Here is a 26,321-nt window from a genome sequence, read left to right on the forward strand (position 1 = left end):
CACCCAGGCCAGCGTTGAACGGCTGCAGCGCCCGACCCAGAGCAGGCCCTACGAAAGCTTGACCAGCGGGACCAGGGTCAGGCGAGTTGCGTTTTTAGCGTTGGGGCGGAGGGTGTGGGATTCGAACCCACGAAGACATCGCTGCCTTACCGGTTTTCAAGACCAGCGCCATCGGCCACTAGGCGAACCCTCCTGGGCCGCCACCCGCGGGCGTACGGCCACGCATAGTCTGCCACGGCTCACTCCGGGCGGCCCGGTGTCCCTCCCCCTACGGCTGGGCAGGCGCTTCGGCGCGTCCACTGTGGGCTGGAGGGTGCGCCTGCGATGTCAGGCGAGATCGGGTAAGACTGACTCCATGAAAGCGATCACCATCCCGCAGCCCGGTGGACCCGAAGCGCTGGTCTGGGCCGAGGTGCCCGACCCGGAGCCGGGCCCGGACGAGGTGATCGTGGCGGTGCGGGCCAGCGGGGTCAACCGCGCTGATCTGCTGCAACGGCAGGGGCACTACCCGCCACCGCCGGGCGCGCCCGCGTACCCCGGGTTGGAATGTTCTGGGGTGATCACCGAGGTCGGATCGGAGGTCGCCGGGTGGGCGGTCGGGCAGCAGGTCTGCGCGCTGCTGGCCGGCGGCGGGTACGCCGAGCGGGTGGCGGTCCCCGCCGGGCAGTTGCTGCCGGTGCCGGCCTGCGACCCGGTCGACGCCGGGGCGCTGCCCGAGGTGGCCTGCACGGTCTGGTCGAACCTGGTCCAGGTGGGGCGGCTCGGCGTGGGGGACACCCTGCTGGTGCACGGCGGGGGCAGTGGAATCGGCACCTTCGCGGTCCAGCTCGGGGCAGCTCTCGGCGCCTCCGTGCTGACCACCGCGCGCGAGGCCAAGCACGCCCGGCTGCGTGAGCTGGGTGCGTCGCACACGATCGACTACCGGGAGCAGGACTTCGTCGAGGAGGTCCGGCGGGCCACCGACGGTCGCGGCGCGGACGTCGTCCTGGACATCATGGGCGCGTCCTACCTGGGTAGGAACGTCTCCGCGCTGGCCACCGGTGGGCGGCTGGTGGTGATCGGAATGCAGGGTGGGCGCAGGGCCGAGTTGGATCTCGGCGCGTTGCTGGCCAAGCGGGCGAGCGTCGCCGCGACGTCGCTGCGCTCCCGGCCACTCGCGGAGAAGGCGGAGATCGTCCAGGGCGTACGGGACGAGGTGTGGCCGTTGATCGAGGCGGGCACGATCCGACCGATCGTCGACCGGCGGCTGCCGATGACCGAGGCCCCGGAGGCGCACCGGCTCGTCGAGTCGAACGATCACTTCGGCAAGGTGCTGCTCACCCTCGGGTGACGCCGGAGGGCGTGCCCGCCAGGGTTGGGTCGCCCGTCGGTCGTGGCAGCATCAGACGGGCACCGGGGCCTTCGCCGCCCAACGCGTCCCCCGGGTTGTTGAGCACGCAGCGCTGCAGGGACAGGCACCCACAGCCGATGCAGCCGTCCAGGTTGTCGCGGAGCTCGGTGAGCAGCCTGATCTTCTCGTCCAACCGGCTCTGCCAACTCGCGGAGAGCCGCGCCCAGTCCTGCGGGCTGGGGGTACGGCCTTCGGGGAGCGAGTCGAGTGCCGCCCGGATCTCGTCGAGCGAGATGCCGACCTGCTGGGAGATCCGGATGAAGGCCACCCGCCGCAGCTCGGCACGGGCGTAGCGGCGCTGGTTGCCGCCGGTCCGGTCGGCGCGGATCAGCCCGAGTCGCTCGTAGTAGCGCAACGCCGAGGGAGCCACGCCGGAGCGAACGGACAACTCGCCAATCGTCAACGAATCCGGCATCCCAGGTCCTTTAGTTGAAGTGCACTTCAACTAAAGGTTAGCCGAGCAGGCGTCGGTCAGCGGGGCGCGGGCGCGGGACGGCGGCGGGCGCGCTCGCGGCCGAGGATCCAGATCGCCTCGACCCCGTCCTTCCAGGTGATCTTCTTGCCCTCTTCCCGGCCACGCGCCCGGTAGCTGATCGGCACCTCGTACGGGCGGATCCGGCGACGCAGCAGCTTGCCGGTCACCTCGGCCTCCATGCCGAAGCCGCGCGAGCGCACCTCCAGCGACCGGTAGAGCGCCACCGGCATCAGCTTGAAGCAGGTCTCCAGGTCACCGATGTACGAGTTGAACAACACGTTGGCGGCCATCGTGACGCCCTTGTTGCCCATCACATACCAGAAGCTGTAGGCGCTGTGGCTGCCGAACGTGCGATTGCCGTAGACCACCGTGGCCCGCCCGTCGAGCACCGGGTCGAGCAGCTTGGGGATGTCCTGCGGGTCGTACTCGAGGTCGGCGTCGAGGATGACCATGTAGTCACCCTCCGCGCTGTCGACCGCCGTCTTGATGGCGGCACCCTTGCCGGCGTTGCGCTGGTGGGTGATGACCCGCAGGCGTGCGTCGTCGGCGCGGCCGAGGACCTCGCCGGTGCCGTCGCGGCTGCCGTCGTCGACCACGACCAGCTCGATCTCGCAGGGATAGTCAACCGCCAACGCCTGCTTGAGGGCATCCGCGATGCGTTCTTCCTCGTTGTAGACCGGCATGAGGATCGAGAGCTTCACGGGAATCTCCACGGTGGCGACAATACGTCGGGCATAGCCTAGCCTGGCTGGTTAATCCGCCGTCTGCCGCCACCGTCGGGCAGTCGGCGTGGCGGGCTCAGGCGGATGGTGTTTACTTCCGGCCATGTCGGCTGCCGGCTCCCTGCTCGCGGCGGTTCCCGCCGCCTCGGTGCTCCTACTCACCGTCGCGCTGAGGTCGCGCGCGGTCGATGCGGTCGCGCCGCTGCGACTCGCCGTGGTGCGCTCCGCACTGCTGACCGGGGTGTATGCGGTACTCGTCGTCGAGCTTCTCGGGGCACTGCACGCACTGACCCGGCCGGCCTTCGTCACCGCCTGGCTGCTCTTCCTGGTCGCTGCTGCGACAGCCGTCGTCCTGCGGCGACGGTCGAGCCGTGTCGCACCGCCTCCCGCCGCCACACCACGACCGGTGCCGGTCGGCGCCGTGGTGTCCGGTGGCAGCCCCGACACGTCCGACCCGTCCGTCGAGCCCGCTCCGACCAGGACCAACCCGGCGACACAGACCCCTCGGGCGCCCTCCGGCCGACTCGCCGTGGCGGTCGACGCCTGGCGTACGGCCGGGCGGGGCGAGCGGCTGCTCGTCGGCACGATCGCCGGGCTGGTCCTGGTGGAGCTGCTGGTCGCGCTGCTGGCCGAGCCGAACAACTTCGACTCGCAGACCTACCACCTGCCGAAGGTGGAGCACTGGGTGGCCCAGGGCGACCTGGACTTCTGGCCCACCGCCATCCACCGGCAGGTGACCATCCCGCCCGGAGCCGAGTACCTGCTGCTGCACCTTCGCCTCCTCACCGGCGGGGACCAACTGCACAACCTGGTGCAGTGGGCGGCGGGAGTGATCTGCCTGCTGGTGGCCGCACGGATCACCGCGCAGCTCGGCGGCGGCCGGAGGGCCCAACTGCTCACCGCGTTCGTGCTGGCGACCACGCCGATGTTGGTGCTCCAGGCGACCAGTACGCAGACCGACCTGGTCTGCGCGGCGTGGGTGACCTGTGCGGCGACCCTGGTGCTGGACGGGCTGCGGCGGCGTACCGGCTGGGGCACGCTGCTCGGGTTGGGGGCGGCCACCGGCCTGACCGCGGTGACCAAGACCAGCGGCCTGATCGCGGTCGGCCCGCTGCTGGTGCTCTGGGGGTTGGCGCAGCTCCGGCTGACCCTGTCGGCGAACGCGGCAACGCCCGACCCGGCCGCGAACGCGGCAACGCCCGGCCCGACGGCGACCAGCGGGGCATCGCCCGGCCCAACCGCGACCGGCGGGGATCGGCGATCCAGGCCGGTCGGTGGGGTGGCCCGCACGGTCAGCGGTTCGGTGCTGATCCTGCTCGTCGCGGCCGTGGTGGTCGGCCCGTTCCTGGCCCGGGTGACGGCCGAGTTCGGGCACCCGCTGGGCCCACCACGGCTGCGCGAGTCGATCCCGATGGAACGGCACGACCCGCAGTCGATCCTGGTCAACGCCCTGCGGATCGGGCACACCGCGTTCGACACGCCGCTGGCGCCGCTGCGCCGAGCGGGCGCCGAGGTGATCATCGACGGCGCGGACGTGATCGGCGTCGACCCGCAGGACCGCGCGATCACCTTCGGACGGGAGATCTTTCCGGAGCCGGCCTGGTATCCCGACGAGGACCGGGTGGCGTTCCCCCTGACGGGGGCACTGGCGCTGATCGGCGTTGTCGTCGCGCTCGTCCGTCCGCGCCGGATCGACCCCGAGCAGACCGGGCCGCTGCGCGCGTACACGGTGGTGGTGCTGGCCGCCGTCCTGCTGCACACCTCGATGATCAAGTGGCAGCCGTGGGGCAATCGCCTGATCCTCTACGCGGTGGTGCTGGCGGTGCCGCTGGCCGGGCTCTGGGTCGACGCGCTCCTGCGCCGCCGCCGCGCGAACCCGGGGCGCCGGTCGGTCGCCACTCTGGCGGCGGTCGCCGTGCTGGCCACCTCGGCGCTGGCCGGAGTGCTCGCGCTGTCGTACGGCTTCCCGCGCAGGCTGGTCGGCGCCGGTTCGGTGTTCACCACCTCGGACTGGGACACCCGGTTCCTGCGCCGCCCGCAGTGGGCCGACGAGTTCCGCTGGGCCGCGACTGCGGTCCGCGCCAGCGGCGCCGAGCGGATCGGGCTGGTGCAGCAGAACGACAACTGGGAGTACCCGTGGTGGCTGCTCCTCCGGCAGCCGGACGGAGGTTCGCCGGAACTGGTGGCACTGCAGTCGGTGCTGCCGGAACGGCCGCCGGCCGACCCCTCCTCGGTCGACGCGATCGTCTGCACCGGCAGCCAGCCGGCCTGCACGAAGCTGGTCCCGGCCGGCTGGCGGTTGGAGTTCCGCGGCTACGTCGGTTACGCCCTGCCACCCGCTCGCTGACGGCGACAGCACGACACCTGTCGCCCGGATAGTCCGATCCGGGCGGTTCTGCAGCCCGCGCGCAAGGATCCGAGGCGCATTCACATCTATTGATCCGCACGTTACCGTCTGGTAACTCAGTCGACGTCCCGCGACTGAGCCGAAAGGAGTGCGTCGATGCCTGCTGTCCCCGCCAGGCCCGAACGCGCGACCCGACGACGGGCCATCACCGTCGCCGTCGCCGCTCTCGTCCTACCGATGCTCGCCGGACCGGCCACCCCCGCCACCGCCGCCGACCGACCGACAGTCCAACCACTCCCCGCCAACCTCGAGGCCATCCGGGCCGCCGAGGCCACCGCCCTCTACGGCAGCCCGGCGATCCGCCCGATCGAACAACGCCGCACCGCGTTGGTCACCATGGGCGACAGCGAGATCTCCGGCGAAGGGGTCGGCAACTACGTCCCCGGCACCCACCAGGACGGCAACTGGTGCGACCGCTCGTACGACCAGGCGTTGTTCCGCACCGGCATCACGTCGGACGCGCAATACAACATCGCCTGCTCCGGCGCCACCCCGTGGAACCTCATCGCCGGCGGCCCGACCCAGCACAACGAGCTGAACCAGGGCGACTACCTGGGCATCAAGGCCCGCAACACGCACGTGAAGCTGATCTGGGTGGTGGTCGGCGCCAACGGTGACGGCACCATCCAGTTCGGTCCGGTCGCCACCGACTGCGCCGTCCGCCGGGTCTTCTTCCAGGGGCCCTGCTACCCCACCTACACCGACCAGTGGACGATCCGCACCGACGGCAGCCGGCAGGCCGTCGAATCGGCGCTCACCGACATCCGGCAGACCATGACGAAGGCCGGGTACCTGCGGTCGGACTACGAGCTGGTGCTGATGTCCTACCCGAGCCCGGGCAGCCCCGACGTGGAGGACAACCCCAACTTCCCGGGCTGGTACTCCGGTGGCTGCCTGCTCTACCTGGCCGACGCGGCGTTCGCCCGGAACAAGGCGGTGCCGATGTTCGAGTCGGCGCTGCGGTCCGCCGCGGCGAACACCGGCACCCGTTACCTGGACGCCAGCCGACTCTTCCACGGGCACGAGGTGTGCACCGACAACACCTCGGTACGTGGCCTCTACATCGAGGTCGGCATCTGGAACGAGAACGCCGCCCGCCAGTCGTTCCACCCCAACGCCCGTGGGCACGGCATGTTCGCCCAGTGCATCACCCAGTTCTGGAACTCCGGTCAGGACCGGGCCAGCTGCGTCGACCCGGCCAGCACCGGCAGCGGCGTGCTCTACCCGGGCCTGCTGGACTTCAAGCAACTGCGCAACCTGGCCACCGGCACCTGCGTCGACGGCAAGGGGTACGACTCCCGCAACGGCACCGTGCAGCAGCCGTACTCCTGTCACGGTGGTCGTAACCAGGGCTTCTGGTACGACTCGACCCGGCGGTCGCTGCATTCGGAGCTGTCCCACGATCGCTGCCTGGACGTCTCCAACAGCTCGATGACCGCCGGCACCGCGGTGAACATCTACGACTGCAACGGCACCGGGGCCCAGCAGTTCGTCTTCTCCGGCAACCAGATCAAGCCGGCCGCCGCGAGCAACCTCTGCGTGGCGTTCAACAACCCGTTGCTGGGCAACTCTCGCCTGCGGTTGGCCAACTGCGGAAGCAGCACCCGGCAGCAGTGGTCGTTCGAGGCTCGTACCGCCGCCAACCCGGTCGGCTACGGTCACGACGACTTCATCGGGTCGCGCGTGTACTGACGAAGGAAGGGCCCCTTTTTAACGCTCCGCGTTAAAAAGGGGCCCTTCCTTTCACTTGGCGCGGGGGATGAGCACGAGACGTGCCACGCCCTTGTCGCCGTCCTTCGCGCCGGCGACGCCGAGCTGCGCGCCGACCTTCACCTCGCTGGGCTGCACGGTGGCGCGCCGCTCGACGACCCGCAGGTCCTCGCCGAAGGTCCAGGTCATGGTGAAGCCGTCGGTGGACTTGACGGTCATCGAGTCGCCGTCGACCGCGGTCACCTCACCGCGCTGCACGGCCACGGTCTGCGTACCGCCGTCCTTGGTCTTCACCACCGCCTCGCCGTGCAGGGTGTTCTTCCGCAGCAGCACCCGCGCCTGCCGGCGCTTGCGCCACTCCTCGCCGCGCTTCTCCCGGGCCTTCTCCTGGGCCGTCGGCGAGGCACCGGGCGTCGGGGTGGCCGGCGCGGCGACGGTCTGCACGTCCAGGTCGTCGGCGTCGAAGCCCATTGCGGTCAGCGCCTGTCCCTCCGCGCCCATCGCGGCGGCGACCTCGACGGCCGCCTCCCGGGCGGGCTGGCTGGCCACCTCGGCGGCACCGCAGCCGCCGACACCCAACGCGAGCGCCGCGAGCAGTGCCGTGGTGCCGGTGGCGAATCCCCAACGTGACATGACGTTCCCTCTCGTCCGTGGAGCCCTCAGCCTTCCGGGGAACGACGAGCGGAGCGTCAGGCCGATGTTCGGGTCAGGTAAGGATCACCGGGCAGCCGGACCGTGAAGGCGGCGCCGCCCTCCGGCGCGTGCCCGGCGGCGATCTCCCCGCCCAGCCGGCGGACCAATCCGGCGGCCAACGCCAACCCCAACCCGCTGCCCACCTTGCGCACCCCCCGGTACCGTTCGTGCAGCGCACCGCGTTCGAACGCCACCGCCAGGTCGTCGTCGGTGAAGCCGGGCCCGCCGTCGCGAACCTCCAGCACACCGCCGGCGGCCGGGTCCGCGCCCGCCGGCCGGACCGCGAGCACCACCGGCGACCCCGGGGGTACGACCCGCAGCGCGTTCTCCAGCAACCCGTCCAGCACCTGCCGGATCCGACCCGGATCGGTGTACGCGGGCACCTGTCGACCGGGCGTCTCCAACCGGAACGGCACCCCCACCGCCGCACACCGGCCGGACCAGGTCGGCTCCGCGTCCACGGCCAACTGGGTCAGGTCCACCGGCACCGGTTCGAGGGGGAAGTCGGCCGCCTCCAGCCGGGCCAGCGCCAGCAGATCCCCGATCAGCCGGTCCAGGTGTTGGGCCTCGACCAGCATGGTCCGACCAGTGTCGACGGTGTCGTCCACGCCGAGCACCCCGTCGGCGAGCGCCTCGGCGTACCCCCGGATCGCGGTCAGCGGGGTGCGCAGCTCGTGCGAGACGGACAGCAGGAACTCCCGCTGCCGTCCCTCGCTGGTGGCCAGCGCGCCGGCCAGACCGTTCAACGCCTCGGCCAGGTCGGCGACCTCGTCCGGGGGCTCGACCGGCACCCGGACGGCCCGGTCCCCGGCGCGGAGCCGGGCGGCGGCGGTGGCCGCGACACGGATCGGCCGGGCCAGCCGGCGGGCCAGCAGCAGACCGGCCACCACACCGGCGGCCAGCCCGGCCAGGAGCGGCAACCAGAGGCCGCGCAGCACCTGCGCCCACAGCCCGTCGGCCGAGGGACGGGACAGCACCACGCCGTTGCCGTTGGGCAGCGCCCGACCCTCGACCATGGCACGTTCCCCGTTGACGACGCGCCGGACCGACACGTTGCGGCCCTGCTCGATCCGCTGCACCACCCGAGGTGGCAGGCCCGGTCGGTCGACCGTCCCGCGTCGGATCAGGTACGCGTCGATGCCCTGGTTGCGCAGTTGCTGGATGAGCCGCTCCTCGTCGGTGCTGCGCCCCCGGTCGAGGCGGGTCCGGAGCACCTCGGCGGCGAGCCGGGCCTGGGCGGCGAGCGCGTCCTGGTCTCGCTGCTCCGCTCCGCGGATCGCCAAGGGCACCGCCACGATCGCGGTGACCAGCACCGACACCAGCGCCACCGCGCAGGTGACGAACACCGCCCGGGCGGTCAGCGTACGGCCGAAGCGGACACGCCGAGGTGCGGACGGCGGGCCGGTGCCGACCACCGGCAGGGCCATGGTCGGCGACTCGACGCGCCCGGAACGGTCAGGCATCGACCGCGTACCCGACGCCGCGGTGGGTGCGGATCACGCTGGCCGGGCCGAGCTTCGCCCGTACCTGGGCGACGTGCACGTCGACGGTCCGGGTGCCGGCGTGCGCGGCGTATCCCCAGACCCCGGCCAGCAGCTCCTCCCGGGTGAAGACCCGGCCGGGCCGGGCCATCAGGTGGGCCAGCAGGTCGAACTCGGTGGAGGTGAGTTGCACTGGCGCGCCCCCCACGCTGACCGTTCGGCGGGCCGGGTCGAGCGTCACCGGGCCGACCACGCGCGGCCGCTCCGCACCCTCCGGGCCACCGGCGGAACGGCGCAGCACCGCCCGCACCCGGGCGACCAACTCCCGAGGGCTGAACGGCTTGGTCACGTAGTCGTCGGCACCCAGCTCCAGGCCGACGATCCGATCCACCTCGTCGTCGCGGGCGGTGAGGAAGATGACGGGTGTCCAGTCACCAGCCTCGCGCAGCTGACGACATATCTCGGTGCCGGGCAGGCCCGGCAGCGCGATGTCCAGCACGCAGGCCACCGGACGTAGCCGGCGGGCGGCGCTCAGGCCGGCCGCACCGTCCCGTTCGAGGTGGACGCCGAACCCGTCCCGGATGAGATAGAGCCGGACCAGGTCGGCGATGGCCGGCTCGTCCTCGACCACGAGGACGAGCCCGCGATGGGGCGGTTCGACGGTCACCGGCCCATGATTCCCGACCCGGTGGGCCCTCCGCGATCGGTGCGTGTTCGAGTTAGGTAAGAGCGACGCAAGGAGCCCGGTGGGCGGTCAGCTCACCGGGGCCGGACGGAACGCGCTGGGCCGCGCGGTGGCCGGTGTGTCGCTGATGGTGGCGACGACTCGCTCCCGTGGCACCCGCAGGCGGGTCCGGAACGCGTGGTTGAGCAGCGCGTCGAGCTGCCACACCTGCTTCGGGTGGCTGGTCCGGATCAGGAACCGTTCGCGGATCCCGTCGATCGCGGTGGCCGCCATCTCGACGGACTGCAGCCGTGGGTCCGGGCTCCAGGTCACGTTGCTCAGCTCGCGCAACTCGGTGTTGAGGTGCAGGCGCAGTCGGTGCAGGAGTCGGGTCTGTTGGGTCACCACCAGGCGACGGTGGGTGAGTAGCAGCAGGTAGTCGCCGGTGACCGGGCGGTCGGGGCGGCTACAACGGGTGACCAGGATGGTGGCGTCACCGGAGCCGACGCAGCGCCGGAAGACCGGCATGTGCCGGCTCACGGTCTGCACGGCCAGGCCAGCCTCGGCGGCGGCCGGAAGGAACGTTCGGGAGAAGACGTCCATGACCTGCCCAACGACGTCCTCGACGGGGTGACGTGGGTCACGGCGGATTTTTGGAAGTTCCACGCCACGGGTCGCACTGGGTGTCCGACTTCCGACTCGGACGGATCATGGTCAGGAATCGGGCTGGAGCGGGTCGGCGGCGAACAGCTCCTCCAACCAGCCGGGCACCGCGTCGGCGTACTCGGCACGCGACTCGTCGGGCGTGTCCAGGGCCCGACGCCAGGAGAGCGACCGGCTCACCGGACCCAGGTCGATCGCGAGGTCGGCGGCCTCCACGAGGGTCCGGCGGTCGTACCGGTCGGTCCACGCCTCCAGGTATGCGTCGCGCAACCGAGCCAGCTGGGTGTCGTCGGCTGCGGGCTTCTTGGCGTACCGGATGGAGCGCAGGGTCACCAGCAGCGTGCCGAACGGGTGGGCCACCGACGCGTCGCCCCAGTCGAAGTAGCGGTATCCGTCCGGGCCCGCGAAGACGTTGCCGTCGTGCAGGTCGTCGTGTTGCACGGTGGCCGGAATCCCGATGTCGGCGAGCCGGCGGCACCGCTCGGCGTACGACGGCAGCTCCGCCCGCAGCCGCTCGCTCATGTCCTGGCTGAGCCCACCCTCGGCACCGATCAGCAGCGAACCATGATCGTCGAGCAGTTCGACCAGCAGCCCGGCCAGCACCTCCGGGCGGTGGTCCGGCACGCCCAGGGCGACCATCTCGTCGGCGCGCGGCGCGGTGGCGAGTTGCAGCGCGGCGTACCCGGGCAGCGCCCGCTCCCAATGCGAAAGGTCGGGGTCGCGCCCCAGCACGTCGCGCAACGACTCACCACCGTCGGGCAGCAACGACCAGCCCTGCTCCCGGTCGACCGCGATCGGGGTCAGCACCCGTTCGGGCGTCAGCTCGGCGAGCATCGCGACCAGAACAGCCTCGTGCACCGTGCCCGGGTTGTTGGCCTTGAACCAGACCGGGCCGTCGTCGGTGGGCACCCGCCAGACCAGTGACCACGGACGCACCCGAGGCTCCACCAACCCGGTCACCCGTCGGCCGGCGCGGCTCAGTTGCGCGTCCACCCAGGACCGGGCCCGCACCTGCCACTGCTCGCTGGACCAGTCGGGGGCGGGCGCACCGGCGATCGTCGTCACGCTGGGAACCTTAGGTCGCCCTCCCGGGCGGGGGCGAGACGTTTTCCCAACCGGTCAGATCAGCTCGACGATCGTGGCGTTGGCCATGCCGCCGCCCTCGCACATGGTCTGCAGGCCGTAGCGGATCCCGTTGTCCCGCATGTGCTGGAGCATGGTGGTCATGATCCGGGCACCGGAGCCGCCGAGCGGGTGGCCGAGGGCGATCGCCCCACCACGCGGGTTCAGCCGCTCCGGGTCCGCCTCGGTCTCCGCCAACCACGCCAACGGCACCGGGGCGAACGCCTCGTTCACCTCGTACACCCCGATCTCCTCGATGCCCAGCCCCGCGCGGCGCAGCGCCTTCGCGGTGGCCGGGATGGGGGCGGTGAGCATGGTGACCGGGTCGTCGGCGGCGACCACGGCGGTGTGGATCCGGGCCAGCGGCCGCAGGCCGTGCCGGCTGGCCCACTCGGAGGTGGTCACCGCGAGGGCCGCGGCGCCGTCGGAGATCTGGGACGCGGACCCGGCGGTCACCACGCCGTCGGCGCGGAACGGGGTGGCGAGTTCACCGAGTTTGTCCAAGGTCGTGTCCCGGCGGATGCCCTCGTCGGCGGCGAACTTGCCCCCGTCGGCGAGCGGCACCGGCGTCAACTCCGGGTCGAACGCTCCGGCGTCCTGCGCGGCGGCCGCCTTCTCGTGGCTGGCCAGCGCGAACTCGTCGAGCTGGGCACGCGAGAGGCGCCACCGCTGGGCGATCAGCTCGGCCCCGACGCCCTGGTTGAACGGCAGGGGCGCGTCGTCGGCGAAGCCCTCGACACCCCGGTACCGGCCCCGGAGCTGGTCGCTGAACGGCATGCCGCCGGCCACACTGGAGCCCATCGGCACCCGGGTCATCGACTCGACACCGCCGGCGACCACCAGGTCCGCCTGGCCGGAGAGCACCGTCGCGGCCGCGAAGTGCAGCGCCTGCTGGCTGGAGCCGCACTGCCGGTCCAGGGTCGTGCCGGGCACCGTCTCGGGCCAGCCGGCGGCGAGCACGCCGTTGCGGGCGATGTTCCACGACTGCTCCCCGACCTGGGACACGCAGCCCCAGAAGACGTCGTCGACCTGCGTCGGGTCGAGCCCGGTGCGCTCGGCGAGGGCGCGCAGCACGTGCGCCGAGAGATCGACCGGGTGGACGCTGGCGAGGCTGCCCTTACGCCGCCCGACCGGGGTACGTACCGCGCCGACGATGACCGCGTCACTCATGTTTACTCCCCGGTAACTTGGGCTGCCCCGATCCTACGTCGTCAATCGACCCGTCGTCCGCCCCCAGACCCTCCGGCGTCGATCATGGAGTCGTGGTGGGCAGAAGTTCCCACTTCGCACCATATATGGGGCACCACAACTCCATGATCGACGTCAGCGGGGGGCGGCGATCCGGCGATCCGCTGGCATGCTGGGCGGGTGGATGAGATCTCCCCGGTCCGGCAGTGGCGGGTGCCGGCGGGCCTGCCGGCGGCGAAGCTGGCCGGTGCGGTTCTGCTGATCGCGCTCGGATTGCTCTTCGCCGACGGCGACTCGGTGCGGCTGGTGCTGGCCGCCCTGGCCGCCGCCGCGCTGGCCGGTTGGGCGGCACGCGATCTGATCGCACCGGTCCGACTGGCGGTGGATCCGGCTGGACTCACGGTCATCCGCGGGTTCGCTGGGCGCCGACGGCTGCCCTGGCCGGAGATCGAGGCGATCACCGTGGACCGGCGACCGCGACTGGGGCTCACGTCCGAGGTCCTGGAGATCGACACGGGCGAGTCACTGCACCTCTTCGGCCGATACGACCTGGGCACCACCCCGGAGGAGGTGGCCACCGAGCTACGAGCCGCCCGCCGCTCCTGACGCCCGAGATCGCGCCGCTCCTGACGCCCGGAGATCTTGGAAGGAAACCGCCCCTCCGGGGGCACCTTCCCTCCAAGATCTCGATCGAGTTGTCAGCCGAGTAGCTGTGCCGTGCGGACGAGGACCAGGCCGACCAGGATCAGCAGGATGATCGCGCCACCGACGACCTGCACCAGCGTGCGACGACCACGCGGCGCGTACGCGAGCACCAACGCCATCAGCGCGCCGAACACCAGACCGCCGAGGTGCCCGGGGATCGAGATGCCCGGCACGGTCAGCGTGAACACCAGATTGATCACCAGGATGGGGATCACCTGGGAGATGTCCCGGCCCATCTTCCGCTCGATGATGATCAGCGCGGCGAAGAGGCCGAAGACGGCGGTGGACGCCCCGACGGTGGTGGAGTTCTGGGCGCTGAACAGGTACGCGGCCACGTTGCCGCCGAGGCCGCCGACCAGATAGAGCGCACCGAAGCGCAGCGGGCCGAGGTTGGCCTCCAGCGACCGGCCGAGCACCCACAGCGCCCACATGTTGAGCAGCAGGTGGATCACGCCGTAGTGCAGGAACATCGCGGTGACCAGGCGGTACCACTGACCGTCCGCGATGCCACCGAGCGTGCCGTCGGGGAGGATCGCCAGCCCGAGCACCGACCCCCAGTTGGTCAGCGGGGTGGGGCCGCCCATCAGGCCGCCGAAGCCGGAACCGCCCGCCGCCGCGTCCCCGCCTCGGTCGGAGGCGATGGAGAGCAGCATGAGCAGCACGTTCACGGCGATCAATGCCTTGGTGACATAGCCGTGCCGGCCAGCCGTACCGCCACCGAAGGCGGTACGCGCCGGCCGGACACTGCGACGCCCCTCGTTGACGCACTCCGGGCACTGGTGCCCGACCGACGCATCCCGCATGCACTCCGGGCAGATCGGCCGGTCGCAGCGGGTGCACCGGACGTAGGTCTCCCGGCCGGGGTGCCGGTAGCAGACCGGCGTGGTCGGCGGCGACTCGCTCACCGGGCCGACCCGCCGTCCACCGCCGCGCGAACCACCGGCGCCGGCCGGTGCGGTGCTCCGGAGCGCTCAATCATGCGAGCAAAGGTACCTCGCCGGTCGGTCAGGCAGCAGACCGCTCGATCTCGACCCGCTCGATGACGACGTCCTGCAGCGGACGGTCGCTCGGGCCGGTCGGGGTGTTCGCGATCGAGTCGACGACCTTCACCGACTGCTCGTCGGCGACCTGCCCGAAGATGGTGTGCCGGTTGTTGAGGTGCGGCGTCGGGGACACGGTGATGAAGAACTGCGAACCGTTGGTGCCCGGTCCGGCGTTCGCCATCGCCAGCAGGTAGGGCCGGTCGAAGCGCAGCTCCGGGTGGAACTCGTCGGCGAACTTGTAGCCCGGCCCGCCCCGACCGGTGCCGGTCGGGTCGCCCATCTGGACCATGAACCCGCTGATCACCCGGTGCGAGATGGTGCCGTCGTAGTACGGCCCGCTGCCCGGCTGACCGGTGCGCGGGTCGGTGTACTCCCGGTTGCCCTCGGCCAGGTCGATGAAGTTGCGGACCGTCTTCGGCGCGTGGTTCGGGAAGAGCTCCAGCCGGATCGGGCCAGCGTTGGTGTGCAGGGTGGCGTAGACAGCCTCGGCCACGGGTACTCCTCACTCGTTGGTCAGTTCCATGCGGATCCTCCCATGTGCCCGATCTGGCATCGCGGAGGCATCCGAAGGTGGAGGATGACGAAGGAACAACTCCCAGGAGGTAGGACCGTGTTTGGATTCGGGCGGCGCAAGTCCCAGGGGCAGCTGGCGAGGGCCGAGCTGAACCAGAGCATCAGCCACCTGATGCAGGCAGCCAACCACGCCGCCACGGGCGCTGGCGCGACCGTCGGCCCACGGGTCCAGGTTGCCCGGAGCTACGTGGCACCGACCGCCGCGAAGGTGCGCGACCGCGCGTCGACCGGCTGGGGGACGACACTCACCACGCTGGCGCCGCTGGCGGCGGCGGCCCGTGACGGCGCCGCGCAGGCAGGGCCGCTGACCAGGAAGGCCAAGTCGAAGACCATGCGGATCACCGGTAAGAAGAAGCAGCCGCGCCGTCGCGGCTCGATGATGACCGGCCTGTTGGCGGCGGGTGTCGTCGCCGGACTGGCCGGCGCGGTCGCGCTCCGCCGTCGGCGGGAGCAGCAGGAGTGGGCCGAGTACGACCCGACCCGCAACCTGGAGCCGATGCGCGACGAGGTCGACTCGATCGAGGTACGCACGCCGTCCGCCACCAAGGGAAGCGACGGGTCCGCCATGACCGGCGCGGCGGGGATGACCGGCGCGGGCAGCTCGGCGGTGGCCGGCGGCACCAACGCCAGCACCACCGGCACGGCCAAGCAGACCGGCATCCGCCCGACCGACAAGGTCCCGTCGGTCGCCGAGGGCGCCAAGGACGTCTCCGGTCGGCCGACCGACGACCTCACCAAGGCCCTGGGCAAGGACACCGCCCGCACCAACGGGCGTCGCTGACCCCAGCGATCAGGCGTCGAGCGTCGGCGAGGCGGGGGACACCCCGCTCGCCGGCGCTTACCCGTACCGGCGCGCCGTGCTCCCGCTGGTGGTCAGAGCCAGCCGTTGCGCCGGAACCAGCGGTAGAGGGCCAGCGACACGCCGAGCATCAGGGCCAGGGCCACCGGATAGCCGTACGTCATCTTCAGCTCGGGCATGTTGTCGAAGTTCATGCCCTCGACGCCGGCGATGGAGGTCCAGACGGCGGCGATGGCCGCCCACGCGGCGATCTTGCGCATGTCGTTGTTCTGGTCGACGGTGACCTGCGCCAACCGCGCCTGGAGGATCGAGTTCAACAGGTCGTCGTAGGAGTTCACCTGCTCCACGGTGCGGCTCAGGTGGTCCTGCACGTCCCGGAAGTAGCGCCGGACCTCCTTGGGCACGTCCCGGTTGACCTGCGAGGTCAACGTCATCAGCGGCCGCTGCAACGGCACCACGGCCCGCTTGAACTCCACCAACTCCCGCTTCATCTGGTAGATCCGCTGGATCCGACCGTGGCCGTGCCGGTCGAAGACCTCGGCCTCCAGCACGTCCAGGTCGTCCTCGATCTGCTCGGCCACCTCCAGGTAGAGGTCCACCACCCGGTCGGTCACGCCGTACGCCACCGCCCACGGGCCGTGCAGCAGCAGATCCTGCTTGGTCTCCAGGTCGGCACGGATCGGGGCGAGCCGGCAGGCGTCGCCGTGCCGGACGCTGATCACGAAGTTCGGGCCGATGAAGAGCATCACCTGGCCGGTCTCCACGACCTCGGAGTTCTCGGTCAGCTCGGCGTGCTCGCAGTACCTGGCCGTGCGCAGCACCAGGAAGACGACCTCGCCGAACCGCTCCAGCTTGGGACGCTGCTCGGCCTTGACGGCGTCCTCGACGGCCAGCTCGTGCAGACCGTAGGTCTCCGCGATGGCGGTCATCTCGGCCAACTCCGGCTGGTGCAGACCGATCCAGACGAAGCCGTGCTCCTCGCGGCGGGCCGCGGTCAGAGCCTCCGCGTACGTCCAGTCGCCGGGTTGCCGCTTGCCGTCGACGTAGAGCGCGCAGTCGACCACCGAGCTGCGGCCGGTGTCGGCGGGGGTCGACACCGGCGGCATGCCTTCGGTGTGCAGGATCCGCGTCATCGCCCGCACCGGGGAGGGCCACGCCCGGGGTCGCAACACCCGACCGGTGGTCGACGGTGCCGTCCGGTCCCGCTCTGTCCGATCCGTCATCGCGTCACCTCCCGCGCTCGGCTGCGGCTTGCAGGCTACGCCGACTGCGGTCGAGGAACGTGTGACGGCGGTCGCGTAGGCCCTTGGGGGTGGTGCCGGGCGGGCCGGGCCGCATCGGGGGGTGTGCGGGGACGACACGGCCCACCCGGCACCCGTGGGGGCGGGAGGTTGTGCTGCCGCGTCACCCGGGTCGCGGCCAGCCCGGGGAGGGTCGGGCGGTGATCTCCGCGACGTAACACGAGTGACGCTCGCAGCATTGTGGGCCGCCGGCCGCCCGGACGGGAGTCCCGGGACGGCCGGCATCGTCGTTCTGTCAGGAAGCCGACAGTTGCCTCAGCTGCGGACGGCCTCGACGGCATCCGCGAGGCGACGGACACCCTCGTCGATCCGATCGGCGGTCACCGCCGAGAAGGCCAGTCGAAGGGCGTGCCGCCCACCGTCCAGCACGAAGTCGCTGCCCTTGACCACGGCGACCCCGCGCTCGGCGGCAGCCGGTGCGAGCCGGTCGACAAGCACGTCCTCCGGGAACTCCACCCAGAGGAAGTAGCCGCCGTCGGGCTCCACGAACCGCGCCTGCGGCAGGTGCCGGCGCAACGACTCGGCGAGTACCTCGGCCCGCTCGCCCAACGCAGCCCGTACCGTCTCGATCGAGCGGTCGATGTCGCCGGAGACGCAGAACTGGTGCACGATCGCCTGCGACACCATCCCGGGCGAGATGTAGAGGCTTGTCGCGTTCTTGGCGATGTCGGCGATCAGGTCCGCCGGGCCGACCAGATATCCGACCCGGACACCCGGGCAGACCGTCTTGGTGAAGCTCGACGCGTGCACCACCACGTTGCGGGTGTCCAGCGAGAGCATCGACGGCAGCGCCTCGCCACGGAAGCGGATGTCCGCGTACGGGTCGTCCTCGAAGATGGTGAACTCGTACTCGGCGGCCAGGTCGAGCAACTCCCGACGCTTCTCGAGGGAGAGCGTCATGCCGGCCGGGTTCTGGTAGTTCGGGATCACGTGCGCGAGCCGGGGCCGGACCCCGGACTCCAGCAGCTTGCGCAGCTCGGCGGTGTCGAGGCCGTCCGGCTGGACGGAGATGCCGTGCAGCTCACTGCCCATCCGCTGGAGGTTGAGCAGCGTCCGGTCGTACGTCGGGCGTTCCACCACCACCGCGTCACCGGGGCGGACGAGGTGGTCGAAGAGGAACGCGTCGGCCTGGAGCGACCCGTTGGTGACCAGCACCTGGTTGGCCTCGACCCCGTGCTTCTCGGCGATCCACTTTCGCAGCGGAAGGTAACCGACGGAGGTGCCGTACGCCGTCACCCCCGCGGGGTCGGCGTCGAAGGCGCGGACGGCGGCGGCCTTGAGCCCCTCGACATCGACGATGTCCAGCGAGGGAGCCCCACGGGCAAAGGAGATCAACTGCTCGGCGGTCATGGATGTTGAGCGTACGGGCGGCGGCGGGGGGCGCGCGGACGGCACGGCGATGTCCGCATCCTGAGCCACCGGGACGGGTGACCCGACTCCCCCGGTCGGCGACAACTCAGACCGGAAGGGCGAGCGCGTCGTGGTGCGCCACCCGGGAAAGCCCCTCAAACTGCACGCCGAGCGCGTCGAGGAGCTGACTCCAGTCGAAGTAGGAACGCCAGGCGGTGATCCGACCCTTGCGGGCCCGGACCACGTCGGCCACCTCCCAGCTCACCGGCCGACCGGTCGGCGCGACGGTGCCGTACGGCGAGTGCAGCGTGCCGGTGTGGGTGCCGGTCAGACGCAGCTCGACGGCGGCCCCACCGCCGGTGCGAACCGCGCCCAGCGCGTCGACCCGAAGGTCCGGAAAGGCGCCCGTCCAGGTGCGCAGAAGTGCGGGCAGCTCGATCGGTCGGACCGTCACGCCCGGCATGGCGTAGAACGCCTCCGGGGCGTAGAGATCCGGTAGACGGGCCACATCCCGACGCAGGAGCATGGCGTACTGCTGCTCGACCAGGCGCTCCGCGTCACGCATCGGGCCCTCCCCTGCGGGTGACGGCCTCTCCGCGCCCGCAAGGGATGCTTACCCGTCGATTCGGCCCGGCAACCCTCACCCGGTCAGGTCGTGACGGCCGCCTGGCTCTCCGCCCACACCCGCATGATGTCCCGGACCGAGATCACGCCGGCCACCTCCCGACCGTCCAGCACCACCAGGTGCCGGAAGCCGCCCCGGGCCATCGCCGCAGCCGCCTCGGCCACCGTCCACTCCGGCCCGGCGTAGACCACGTCCCAGGTCAGGTGGGCACCTGTGCGTTCCACGTCACAGTCCAGGCCCGCGCCGACGGCCTTCAACACATCGCGTTCGGTCATGATCCCGACCCCCTCGGAATCGGGGTCGATCACGACCGCCGACCCGACACCGCGGGCCGACATCATCCGGGCCGCCTGGCGGAGCGTGTGCTCCGGGCCGACGACGAGGACCTGGCTGGACATGGCATCCCGTACCTGCATCACACATCACTCCCTTGGGACGGTGGCATCCGGTAGGGACATGGTCGTCGGTGGATGTTTCCGGGACAAGGCCGCGCCTTGGCACAATACGAACGCTCGCTACTGTCGGATGGTGTCCACCGAGCCCCTGCGCTGCGCCGGCGCGCTGATCGTCGACCACGACGGCCGCATCTTCTTCCAGCGACGCTCACCCCACCGACGTCTCTTCCCCAACTGTTGGGACATCGTCGGCGGCCACCTGGAACCCGGCGAGGACATCGACACGGCGCTTCGCCGGGAGATCACCGAGGAGACCGGCTGGTTCCTCTCGCACGTCCTCGACCAGGTGGGCGAGTACACCTACGTGGGCGACGACGGCCTCACCCGGATCGAGTACGACTTCCTGGTCCGCGTCGACGGCGACCTCGACCACCCGAGGCTGGAGGCCGGCAAGCACACCGGGTACCGCTGGCTCGCCGAGCACGAGGTGACCGTGCTGGACGAGCACCGCGACGTCAACGACGGGCTGATCCGACGCATCGCGGACGAGGGTTTCGCCGCCCTGCGGTCGATCGGTCGGTGAACAGCGTCGGGCTGGCGCCACACCGGATCGCCGGGCTGCTCGCCCCGGCCGTGGACCGGGTCTTCCGCGCCGGCATGCTGGCCGGTCGCGACGGTGGCGGCGCCGTTCTGGCCCAGAAGTACGGCGGGATGGCCGCGACCGGATTCCTGGTCGACCTGCGCACCCGGCTGGCCGCACCCGGTGGCAGCGTCGACGGCCCGGGCTTCGCGGCGATCACCCGGTACCAGGACCCGGTCTCCTGCCGCCGGGCACTGGACAAACAGGTGGCGTACGGGATGCTCCACCGCGGCGCGGACGGCACGCTCTCCGCCAGCGAGCGCGGGGCGGCCTTCCTGAGCGAGCTGTACCAGGTGCACGCCGACGTCACCGAGGAACTGTGGGCCGGACACGACGAGCGGGTGACCCGGATGGTGACGGCCCTCGGGCGGCTGCTGTCGTACGCCCTTGTGCTGGCCGACGAGGAGGCAGACCACCCGGGATCCGCCTTCACCGCGATGGCGCCTCCGTACGAGCCGGACGGCACCCCGTCGGGCGTGCTGCTGCTCAACCGGCTCGGCACGCTGCGCTACCACCGGGCCGACGCGCACGCCGCCGCCTGGGCCGCCGCCGGGCACACCGCAGCCAGCGTCGCCGCCCTGCCGGCCGGTCCCGAGCGGACCGCCATCGAGCTGGAGACCGACCGACGGGCGGCCGGCCTGTACGCCGCCCTCGGCGCGGAGGAGCGACTGACCCTGCTGGCCGACCTGGCGGCGTTGCCCGGCTGACCCTGCTCGCCGGCCCGGCCGCGTCACCCGGCTGACCCTGCTCGCCGACCTGGCGGCGTCACCCGGCTGCCCGGTTGACCAGAGCGGGCCGACCGACCGGCGCTATCCTCCACCGATGACGGGCAGCAGGACGAGGGAGGATGTCGCGATGATCGGAATGGTGCTCGCGGCCGGAGCTGGACGCCGGCTGCGTCCGTACACCGACACCCTGCCCAAGGCATTGGTGCCGGTGGACGGCGAGACCACGATCCTGGACATCGCGCTGGGCAACCTCGCCGAGGTCGGGCTCACCGACATCGTGATCGTGGTCGGCTACGCGGCGGACGCGGTCCGCGAGCGGCAGGCCGACCTGGAGAAGAAGTACGGGGTCACGATCACCCTGGTGCACAACGACAAGGCCGAGGAGTGGAACAACGCGTACTCGCTCTGGCTGGCCCGGGAGTACTTCGCACGCGGCGTTCTGCTGGTCAACGGGGACACCGTGCACCCGGTGAGTGTGGAGAAGACCCTGCTCGCCGAGCGCGGGCCGGGCATCCTGCTCGCGGTGGACACCCTCAAGCCGCTGGCCGAGGAGGAGATGAAGACCACCTTCGACGCCGCCGGCCAGCTCACCCGGATCACCAAGATCATGGACCCGGGCGAGGCGTACGGGGAGTACATCGGTGCCACGCTGATCGAGCCGCAGATCGCCGACGCCCTCGCCGACGCGCTGGAAGCGACCTGGCGGCGGGACCCGAACCTCTACTACGAGGACGGCTACCAGGAGTTCTCCGACCGGGGTGGCGAGGTCCGGGCGGCGCCGATCGGTGACGTCCCGTGGGTCGAGGTCGACAACCACGCCGACCTGGCCCGCGCGCGGGAGATCGCGTGCCGCTACTAGCTCGGAGCGTCCTCACGCCGCTGCACATCGACGTGCGACGTGGGGCGGTCGCCGACCTGGCCGCGATCCTCGCCGACGGCCGGATCTCCTCAGGCGGTGACGTCGCGGTGGTGGTCGGCCCCGGCCAGGGTGCCCAGATCGCGGAGCTGATCCGACCGTCACTGCGGACCGCTGACGTGTTCACCGTCGCCGGGGGCACGCTGGACGCCGCCGACGATCTCGGTGGCAAGCTCCGCACCCGGTCGTACGACGCGGTCGTGGGCATCGGCGGCGGCAAGACCATCGACGTCGCCAAGTACGCGGCCACCCGGCGCGGGCTGCCGATGGTGTCGGTGGCGACCAGCCTCGCGAACGACGGAATCGCCTCCCCGGTGGCCAGCCTGATCACCGACGGGATCAAGGGCTCCTACGGGGTGCACATCCCGATCGCGGTGATCGTCGACCTGGACTTCGTGGAGAGCGGCCCGGACCGGCACAACCGGGCCGGCATCGGTGACGTGATCAGCAACATCAGCGCGCTGGCCGACTGGGAGCTGTCCCGCCAGGTACGCGGCGAGCCGGTCGACGGCCTGGCCGCGTCGCTGGCCCGGGCAGGTGCGGAGGCGGTGCTCAACCACCCGGGCGACATGGGCGACGACGCGTTCGTCACCGTGCTGGCCGAGGCGCTCATCTCCAGCGGCCTGGCGATGGCGGTCGAGGGCACCAGCCGCCCGTGCAGCGGCGGCTGCCACGAGATCATGCACGCGGTCGACTCGCTCTTCCCCGGCACCGCCTCGCACGGCGAGCTGGCCGGGCTGGGCGCGCTGTTCTGCACCTGGCTGCGCGGGGATCTGCGCCGCTTCGGGGAGATGTCGGCCTGCCTGGCCCGGCACGGGCTGCCCCGACTTCCCGCCGAGGTGGCGCTCACCGACGACCAGTTCGTCGAGGCGGTGCAATTCGCGCCGCGCACCCGCCCGGACCGGTACACCATCCTGGAGCACCTGGCACTGTCGCCTACCGAGACGCGCGAGCGGCTGGCAGACTACGCCGGTGCAATCCGCGACCAGCTTGGCTGACCCCCGTCCCACCGTCGCCGACTTCCACCGGGTGAACCGGGGCGGCGGCCTGTTCAGCGAGTCGATCAGTCAGTGGCTGGGCGCGGTCTTCGCGCTGGTCGCCCAGCGGCTCGGGCTGCGCCCGACGGCGCTGACCCTCGCCAACCTGGTGCTCGGGCTGGCCACGTCGGTCACCGTGGTGGCGCTCGCCGGCCCGGTCGCCGCCGGCGACGTACCGGCCTGGATGGTCGGCCTGCTCGCCCTGGTGGGCTGGCAGGTGGCGTACTCCCTGGACTGCGCCGACGGGCAGCTCGCCCGGGTGACCGACCAGGGCAGTGCGGCGGGCGCCCGCATCGACATCCTCTGCGACGTGGCCGCGCAGATCGCCCTGGTGGCCGCGCTGGCCGCCACCGCGGTGGCGCAGGAGCCGTCCACCCCGACCTGGCTGGTGGCGACCTTCGCGGGCACCTGGATGGTCAACCTGGTCACGTCGGTGATGCAGTCCGGCCCGAACGCGGCCAGCATGGTCACCTCGACCTCCCTGCCGGTCCGCCTGGTGAAGCTGGTCCGCGACTACGGCGCGGTGATCTTCGTGGCCGCCCTGGTGCTGGCCGTGGCACCCGCGCTGGTCCTCTGGGTGATGGTCGCGTTCACCATCGTCAACGGCGGCTTCCTGCTGGCGAGCATCGCCTTCTCCGCCCGCGCCTCCCTGCGCTGACCCGCCCCGCACCGCCCCGCCCCGCACCGCCCCGCGCCGCCCCGCCCCGCGCCGCCCCGCGCTGACCCGCCCGGCGCCGCCCCGCGCTGACCCGCCCCGCGCCGCGCCGCGCGCCCGCCCCGCGCGCCCGCCCCGCGCGTCCCCGCACCGCGCGCCCGCACCGTGCCGTGCCGTGCCGCGCCGCGCCGCGCCGGACCCGCCCGCCCGCGGACGCGCAAGATCCGCACAACTTGCGGGAAGTTGCTGCCTCCAACGCCTGGGAGACCCCAACTTCCCTGATGTTGTGCGGATCTTTCCGGGCTGGATCGCTGCGCCCACCCGCTCCGCCACCCCGAGGCGACACGCCAGGTCAAGATCGCGCTCGATCCAGGAAGTAGGGGCCTCCTCGCTCTTGCGAGACCACTAGATCCTGGATCGAGCGCGATCTTGACCAGATTCGGCCACGCGGCGCGAGGCACCGCCGAGCAGGCACCGCCGGCCAGGCACCGCCGGCCAGGCACCGCCGGCCAGGCACCGCCGAGCAGGCACCGCCGACGCCAAGTACCGCCGAGCAGGCACCGCCGACGCCAAGCATCGCCGACGCTAGGCATCGCTGAGCGGGACGCGGTTCAGGCGCGGGTGGCGGTGCGGGCCACGCCCGCGTAGATGTCGATGAGCTGCTTGGTGACCACGTCGGGGTGGAAGGTGCGCTCGTAGCGGGCGCGAGCGGCCAGGGCCAGCCCGGACGCACCGGCCCGGGCGACCGGCAGGGCCGCGGCGAGCGCGGCGGGCTCCGGGGCGACGACCCAGCCGGCGTCGCCCAGCCCGACCCCGGCCGGCATGGGCGACCCGCCGCCCTCGGCCACCCCGGGGGCGACCGGCGAGGCGACCTCCGACGCGACCGGCGAGGCGACCTCCGACGCGACCGGCGAGGCGACCTCCGACGCGACCGGCGAGGCGATCTCCGACGGGACCGGCGAGGCGACGGCGGAGGCGTTCTCGGCCGGGCCGGTGCCGGCGGGCTCATGCGGGGCGTCGGCCCCGAGCAGGTACGGAATTCCCCCGAGCGCCGTGCCGAGCACCGGCCGACCGCTCGCCAACGCCTCGATGATCACGGTCGGCAGCACGTCGTGCCACATGGAGGCGGCGATCACCACCGCGCTCGCCTCGACCGCCGCCCGCACCCCGGCGCGGTCGAGTTGACCGAGGTAGACCACGTCGGGCCGCTCGGCGGCGGCGGACTCCACCAGCGGGCGCAGCTCGCCGTCCCCGGCGATACGCAACGTGCCCAGCGTGCCCACCGGGTGCCGCCGCCAGGCGTCCAGCAGCAGGTCGACGCCCTTCTCCGGGCTGAGTCGGGCCATGTAGAGGAACCCGTCACCCAGCGGCGTCGGCCGGCCCGGGTCGGGCACCGAGTTCGGCTTCACAACGATGCGTTCGTCCGGTATGCCGTAGTCGCGGAGGTGATCGGCGATCGCCGAGGTGAGCGCGACGTACCGGTCCACGGAGCGCCAGGTGCCCCGGTGCACGGCCAGGGTGGTCGCCATCAGGGCGCTCTGGGCCGCCGAATCGCGGTAGCAGCGGTGCTTGATCGCCGGCACACCCAACGCCCGACCCTTGCAGTCCTGGCAGATCATGCCGTCGCGGAAGTAGATCCCCGAGGAGCAGACCTGCCGGTAGTTGTGCACCGTCTGCACCACCGGCACGCCGTGGCGGTGCGCGGTCCGCACCACCCACGGCGACAGCAGGGGGTACGGGTTGTGCAGGTGCAGAACGTCCGGTCGGTGCTCGGTGAGCAGTCGGCTCAGGTCGTGCTGGGCGCGCGGAGCCCAGATCGGCGAGATCGGCAGCAGGGCCTTCGCCGCCTTCGACATCGACGGGATCTCGTCCGAACTGCGGATGAACGGCAGCACCTCGACGCCAGCGGCGGTGAGCTGGGCGATCTCCGAGTCGACGATGGTGTTCTCGCCGGAGGGCTGTGCTTCCCGGTACCGGTTGTGCGCCACGACGATTCTCACGGGAAAGAAGGCTACCGTTGGCTGGTGCCCGAACTACCGGAGGTTGAGGCGCTCGCGGGTTACCTGCGGCAGCGCGCCGTGGGGCGGCGTGTCGACCGGCTGGAGATCGCCGCTATCAGCGCCCTGAAGACGTACGAACCGGCACCGACCGCAGTCGCTGGTCGGGCGGTGGTCGATGCCAGCCGGCACGGCAAGTTCCTCGACGTGCTCTTCGAGGGTGACCTGCACCTCGTGGTGCACCTGGCCCGGGCGGGCTGGCTGCACTACCGGGAGGCGTTCCCGGCCACCACTCCGCTGCGTCCCGGCAAGGGCCCGATCGCGGTGCGCGTACGCCTGGACGACGGCTCCGGCTTCGACCTGACCGAGGCCGGCACCCAGAAGAAGCTGGCCGCGTACCTGGTCACCGACGTGTCGACGGTGCCCGGGGTGGCCAAGTTGGGCCCGGACGCGCTCGCCGCGGACCTACCCACCTTCGCCGAGCGGCTGCGTAGCCGGCGGGGGCAGGTCAAGGGGGTGCTGACCGACCAGTCGGTGCTGTCCGGGGTGGGCAATGCCTACTCCGACGAGATCCTGCACGCCGCGAAGCTGTCCCCGTTCGCGATCACCGACCGGCTCAGCGACGCCCAGGTCGCCACCCTGCACGCGGCCACCCGGCAGGTGCTCGGCGACGCGGTCGAGCGGTCCCTCGGTCAGCGGGCGGCGGAGCTGAAGGGCGAGAAGCGCTCCGGATTGAAGGTGCACGCCCGCACCGGGCTGCCCTGCCCGGTGTGCGGGGACACCGTGCGGGAGGTGTCGTTCGCCGATTCGAGCCTGCAGTACTGCCCGACCTGCCAGACGGGCGGCAAACCCCTCGCTGACCGACGGTTGTCCCGCCTCGTACGGTGAGTAATTCCACTCGACGACTACGGAGCGGAATCGGCCTTCCTGAGCGGAAGCTCCGGTCCGCCGTTCTCGCCAGGCGCGCATCCATCGGTATAGTGGCCCGGTCCCCGGCTTCTGAAATGGTGCGGAGCCGGCCAGATCCCGCCGGCACCATCGG

General features: G+C 71.7%; 26 protein-coding genes and 1 tRNA gene. 11 read left to right on the plus strand and 16 right to left on the minus strand.

Annotated elements, in window-relative coordinates; all coding sequences use genetic code 11:
* Positions 1-106 precede the first annotated feature (106 nt).
* A tRNA-Ser gene (locus tag ABGB10_RS09965) sits at positions 107-193 on the minus strand.
* A gap of 162 nt (positions 194-355) precedes the next feature.
* On the opposite strand from ABGB10_RS09965, the gene ABGB10_RS09970 reads away from it, so the two are divergent.
* On the plus strand, positions 356-1,330 hold the full coding sequence (locus tag ABGB10_RS09970) for an NAD(P)H-quinone oxidoreductase (RefSeq protein ID WP_347660587.1): 975 nt from the start codon (positions 356-358) through the stop codon (positions 1,328-1,330).
* Here ABGB10_RS09970 and soxR read toward each other — a convergent pair.
* Both soxR and ABGB10_RS09980 read right to left on the minus strand, forming a co-directional pair.
* Positions 1,317-1,805 carry a redox-sensitive transcriptional activator SoxR gene (soxR, locus tag ABGB10_RS09975; RefSeq protein ID WP_347660588.1) on the minus strand — a complete coding sequence of 163 codons (489 nt, stop codon included), beginning with the start codon at positions 1,803-1,805 and terminating at the stop codon, positions 1,317-1,319. The two genes, ABGB10_RS09970 and soxR, sit on opposite strands and share 14 nt — an antisense overlap.
* A gap of 56 nt (positions 1,806-1,861) precedes the next feature.
* A complete protein-coding gene (locus tag ABGB10_RS09980) occupies positions 1,862-2,566 on the minus strand; it encodes a glycosyltransferase family 2 protein (protein WP_278136587.1) in 705 nt (234 codons plus the stop codon).
* Between the two features lie 124 nt (positions 2,567-2,690).
* Here ABGB10_RS09980 and ABGB10_RS09985 point away from each other — a divergent pair, with 124 nt between their 5' ends.
* The gene (locus ABGB10_RS09985) at positions 2,691-4,934 is read left to right on the plus strand and encodes a glycosyltransferase family 39 protein (protein WP_347660589.1); all 2,244 of its coding nucleotides are present in this window, start codon (positions 2,691-2,693) and stop codon (positions 4,932-4,934) included.
* A gap of 156 nt (positions 4,935-5,090) precedes the next feature.
* Positions 5,091-6,686 carry a ricin-type beta-trefoil lectin domain protein gene (locus ABGB10_RS09990; RefSeq protein ID WP_347660590.1) on the plus strand — a complete coding sequence of 532 codons (1,596 nt, stop codon included), beginning with the start codon at positions 5,091-5,093 and terminating at the stop codon, positions 6,684-6,686.
* Between the two features lie 51 nt (positions 6,687-6,737).
* Here ABGB10_RS09990 and ABGB10_RS09995 read toward each other — a convergent pair whose 3' ends face one another.
* From ABGB10_RS09995 to ABGB10_RS10020, 6 genes are all read right to left on the minus strand, one after another.
* Positions 6,738-7,337, minus strand: a complete 600-nt coding sequence (locus ABGB10_RS09995; RefSeq protein ID WP_347660591.1) for a hypothetical protein — start codon at positions 7,335-7,337, stop codon at positions 6,738-6,740.
* Positions 7,338-7,393: 56 nt separating this feature from the next.
* On the minus strand, positions 7,394-8,824 hold the full coding sequence (locus ABGB10_RS10000) for a HAMP domain-containing sensor histidine kinase (RefSeq protein ID WP_347660791.1): 1,431 nt from the start codon (positions 8,822-8,824) through the stop codon (positions 7,394-7,396).
* A 28-nt stretch (positions 8,825-8,852) separates the two neighbouring features.
* Entirely contained in the window at positions 8,853-9,545 is a 693-nt protein-coding gene (locus ABGB10_RS10005; RefSeq protein ID WP_347660592.1) for a response regulator transcription factor, read from the minus strand.
* 87 nt (positions 9,546-9,632) lie between these two features.
* Positions 9,633-10,145, minus strand: coding sequence for a hypothetical protein (locus ABGB10_RS10010; RefSeq protein WP_347660593.1), 513 nt, complete (start codon positions 10,143-10,145; stop codon positions 9,633-9,635).
* 111 nt (positions 10,146-10,256) lie between these two features.
* A complete protein-coding gene (locus tag ABGB10_RS10015) occupies positions 10,257-11,270 on the minus strand; it encodes an aminoglycoside phosphotransferase family protein (protein ID WP_347660594.1) in 1,014 nt (337 codons plus the stop codon).
* 54 nt (positions 11,271-11,324) lie between these two features.
* Positions 11,325-12,497, minus strand: coding sequence for an acetyl-CoA C-acyltransferase (locus tag ABGB10_RS10020; protein ID WP_347660595.1), 1,173 nt, complete (start codon positions 12,495-12,497; stop codon positions 11,325-11,327).
* 198 nt (positions 12,498-12,695) lie between these two features.
* On the opposite strand from ABGB10_RS10020, the gene ABGB10_RS10025 reads away from it, so the two are divergent.
* Positions 12,696-13,121, plus strand: coding sequence for a PH domain-containing protein (locus ABGB10_RS10025; protein ID WP_347660596.1), 426 nt, complete (start codon positions 12,696-12,698; stop codon positions 13,119-13,121).
* 92 nt (positions 13,122-13,213) lie between these two features.
* Here the strand turns inward: ABGB10_RS10025 and ABGB10_RS10030 are convergent, their stop codons facing one another.
* Both ABGB10_RS10030 and ABGB10_RS10035 read right to left on the minus strand, forming a co-directional pair.
* Positions 13,214-14,125, minus strand: coding sequence for a rhomboid family intramembrane serine protease (locus ABGB10_RS10030; protein ID WP_347660597.1), 912 nt, complete (start codon positions 14,123-14,125; stop codon positions 13,214-13,216).
* A 100-nt stretch (positions 14,126-14,225) separates the two neighbouring features.
* Complete coding sequence (locus ABGB10_RS10035; protein WP_088987147.1) at positions 14,226-14,756, minus strand: peptidylprolyl isomerase; 531 nt, start codon at positions 14,754-14,756, stop codon at positions 14,226-14,228.
* Between the two features lie 84 nt (positions 14,757-14,840).
* Here ABGB10_RS10035 and ABGB10_RS10040 point away from each other — a divergent pair, with 84 nt between their 5' ends.
* Positions 14,841-15,617, plus strand: a complete 777-nt coding sequence (locus ABGB10_RS10040) for a hypothetical protein (protein ID WP_347660598.1) — start codon at positions 14,841-14,843, stop codon at positions 15,615-15,617.
* A gap of 92 nt (positions 15,618-15,709) precedes the next feature.
* Here the strand turns inward: ABGB10_RS10040 and corA are convergent, their stop codons facing one another.
* From corA to ABGB10_RS10060, 4 genes are all read right to left on the minus strand, one after another.
* Positions 15,710-16,858 (minus strand): magnesium/cobalt transporter CorA, encoded by a 1,149-nt coding sequence (corA, locus tag ABGB10_RS10045; RefSeq protein WP_347660599.1) that lies wholly within the window; start codon positions 16,856-16,858, stop codon positions 15,710-15,712.
* Positions 16,859-17,191: 333 nt separating this feature from the next.
* A complete protein-coding gene (locus ABGB10_RS10050; protein ID WP_347660600.1) occupies positions 17,192-18,286 on the minus strand; it encodes a PLP-dependent aminotransferase family protein in 1,095 nt (364 codons plus the stop codon).
* A 106-nt stretch (positions 18,287-18,392) separates the two neighbouring features.
* Complete coding sequence (locus ABGB10_RS10055; protein WP_347660601.1) at positions 18,393-18,851, minus strand: ester cyclase; 459 nt, start codon at positions 18,849-18,851, stop codon at positions 18,393-18,395.
* Positions 18,852-18,934: 83 nt separating this feature from the next.
* Positions 18,935-19,327: a CBS domain-containing protein gene (locus ABGB10_RS10060; RefSeq protein WP_347660602.1), complete on the minus strand. Its 393-nt coding sequence runs from the start codon at positions 19,325-19,327 to the stop codon at positions 18,935-18,937.
* A gap of 109 nt (positions 19,328-19,436) precedes the next feature.
* On the opposite strand from ABGB10_RS10060, the gene ABGB10_RS10065 reads away from it, so the two are divergent.
* The 5 genes from ABGB10_RS10065 to ABGB10_RS10085 all read left to right on the plus strand — a co-directional run bounded on the left by ABGB10_RS10065 (position 19,437) and on the right by ABGB10_RS10085 (position 23,285).
* Entirely contained in the window at positions 19,437-19,889 is a 453-nt protein-coding gene (locus ABGB10_RS10065) for an NUDIX domain-containing protein (RefSeq protein ID WP_347660603.1), read from the plus strand.
* A complete protein-coding gene (locus tag ABGB10_RS10070; protein WP_347660604.1) occupies positions 19,886-20,653 on the plus strand; it encodes a hypothetical protein in 768 nt (255 codons plus the stop codon). The genes ABGB10_RS10065 and ABGB10_RS10070 overlap by 4 nt, the downstream gene beginning before the upstream one ends.
* Before the next feature lie 148 nt (positions 20,654-20,801).
* A complete protein-coding gene (locus tag ABGB10_RS10075; RefSeq protein ID WP_347660792.1) occupies positions 20,802-21,533 on the plus strand; it encodes a phosphocholine cytidylyltransferase family protein in 732 nt (243 codons plus the stop codon).
* Positions 21,521-22,588, plus strand: coding sequence for an iron-containing alcohol dehydrogenase family protein (locus ABGB10_RS10080; RefSeq protein ID WP_347660605.1), 1,068 nt, complete (start codon positions 21,521-21,523; stop codon positions 22,586-22,588). The genes ABGB10_RS10075 and ABGB10_RS10080 overlap by 13 nt, the downstream gene beginning before the upstream one ends.
* Positions 22,563-23,285, plus strand: coding sequence for a CDP-alcohol phosphatidyltransferase family protein (locus ABGB10_RS10085; protein ID WP_347660606.1), 723 nt, complete (start codon positions 22,563-22,565; stop codon positions 23,283-23,285). The genes ABGB10_RS10080 and ABGB10_RS10085 overlap by 26 nt, the downstream gene beginning before the upstream one ends.
* 608 nt (positions 23,286-23,893) lie before the next feature.
* On the opposite strand, the gene ABGB10_RS10090 is transcribed toward ABGB10_RS10085, so the two are convergent.
* Complete coding sequence (locus tag ABGB10_RS10090; protein ID WP_347660607.1) at positions 23,894-25,282, minus strand: glycosyltransferase; 1,389 nt, start codon at positions 25,280-25,282, stop codon at positions 23,894-23,896.
* A 24-nt stretch (positions 25,283-25,306) separates the two neighbouring features.
* On the opposite strand from ABGB10_RS10090, the gene ABGB10_RS10095 reads away from it, so the two are divergent.
* Positions 25,307-26,167, plus strand: a complete 861-nt coding sequence (locus tag ABGB10_RS10095; RefSeq protein ID WP_347660608.1) for a DNA-formamidopyrimidine glycosylase family protein — start codon at positions 25,307-25,309, stop codon at positions 26,165-26,167.
* Positions 26,168-26,321: the final 154 nt, after the last annotated feature.

It is taken from the genome of Micromonospora sp. B9E7 (genome assembly GCF_039871815.1).
Taxonomy (GTDB): domain Bacteria; phylum Actinomycetota; class Actinomycetes; order Mycobacteriales; family Micromonosporaceae; genus Micromonospora.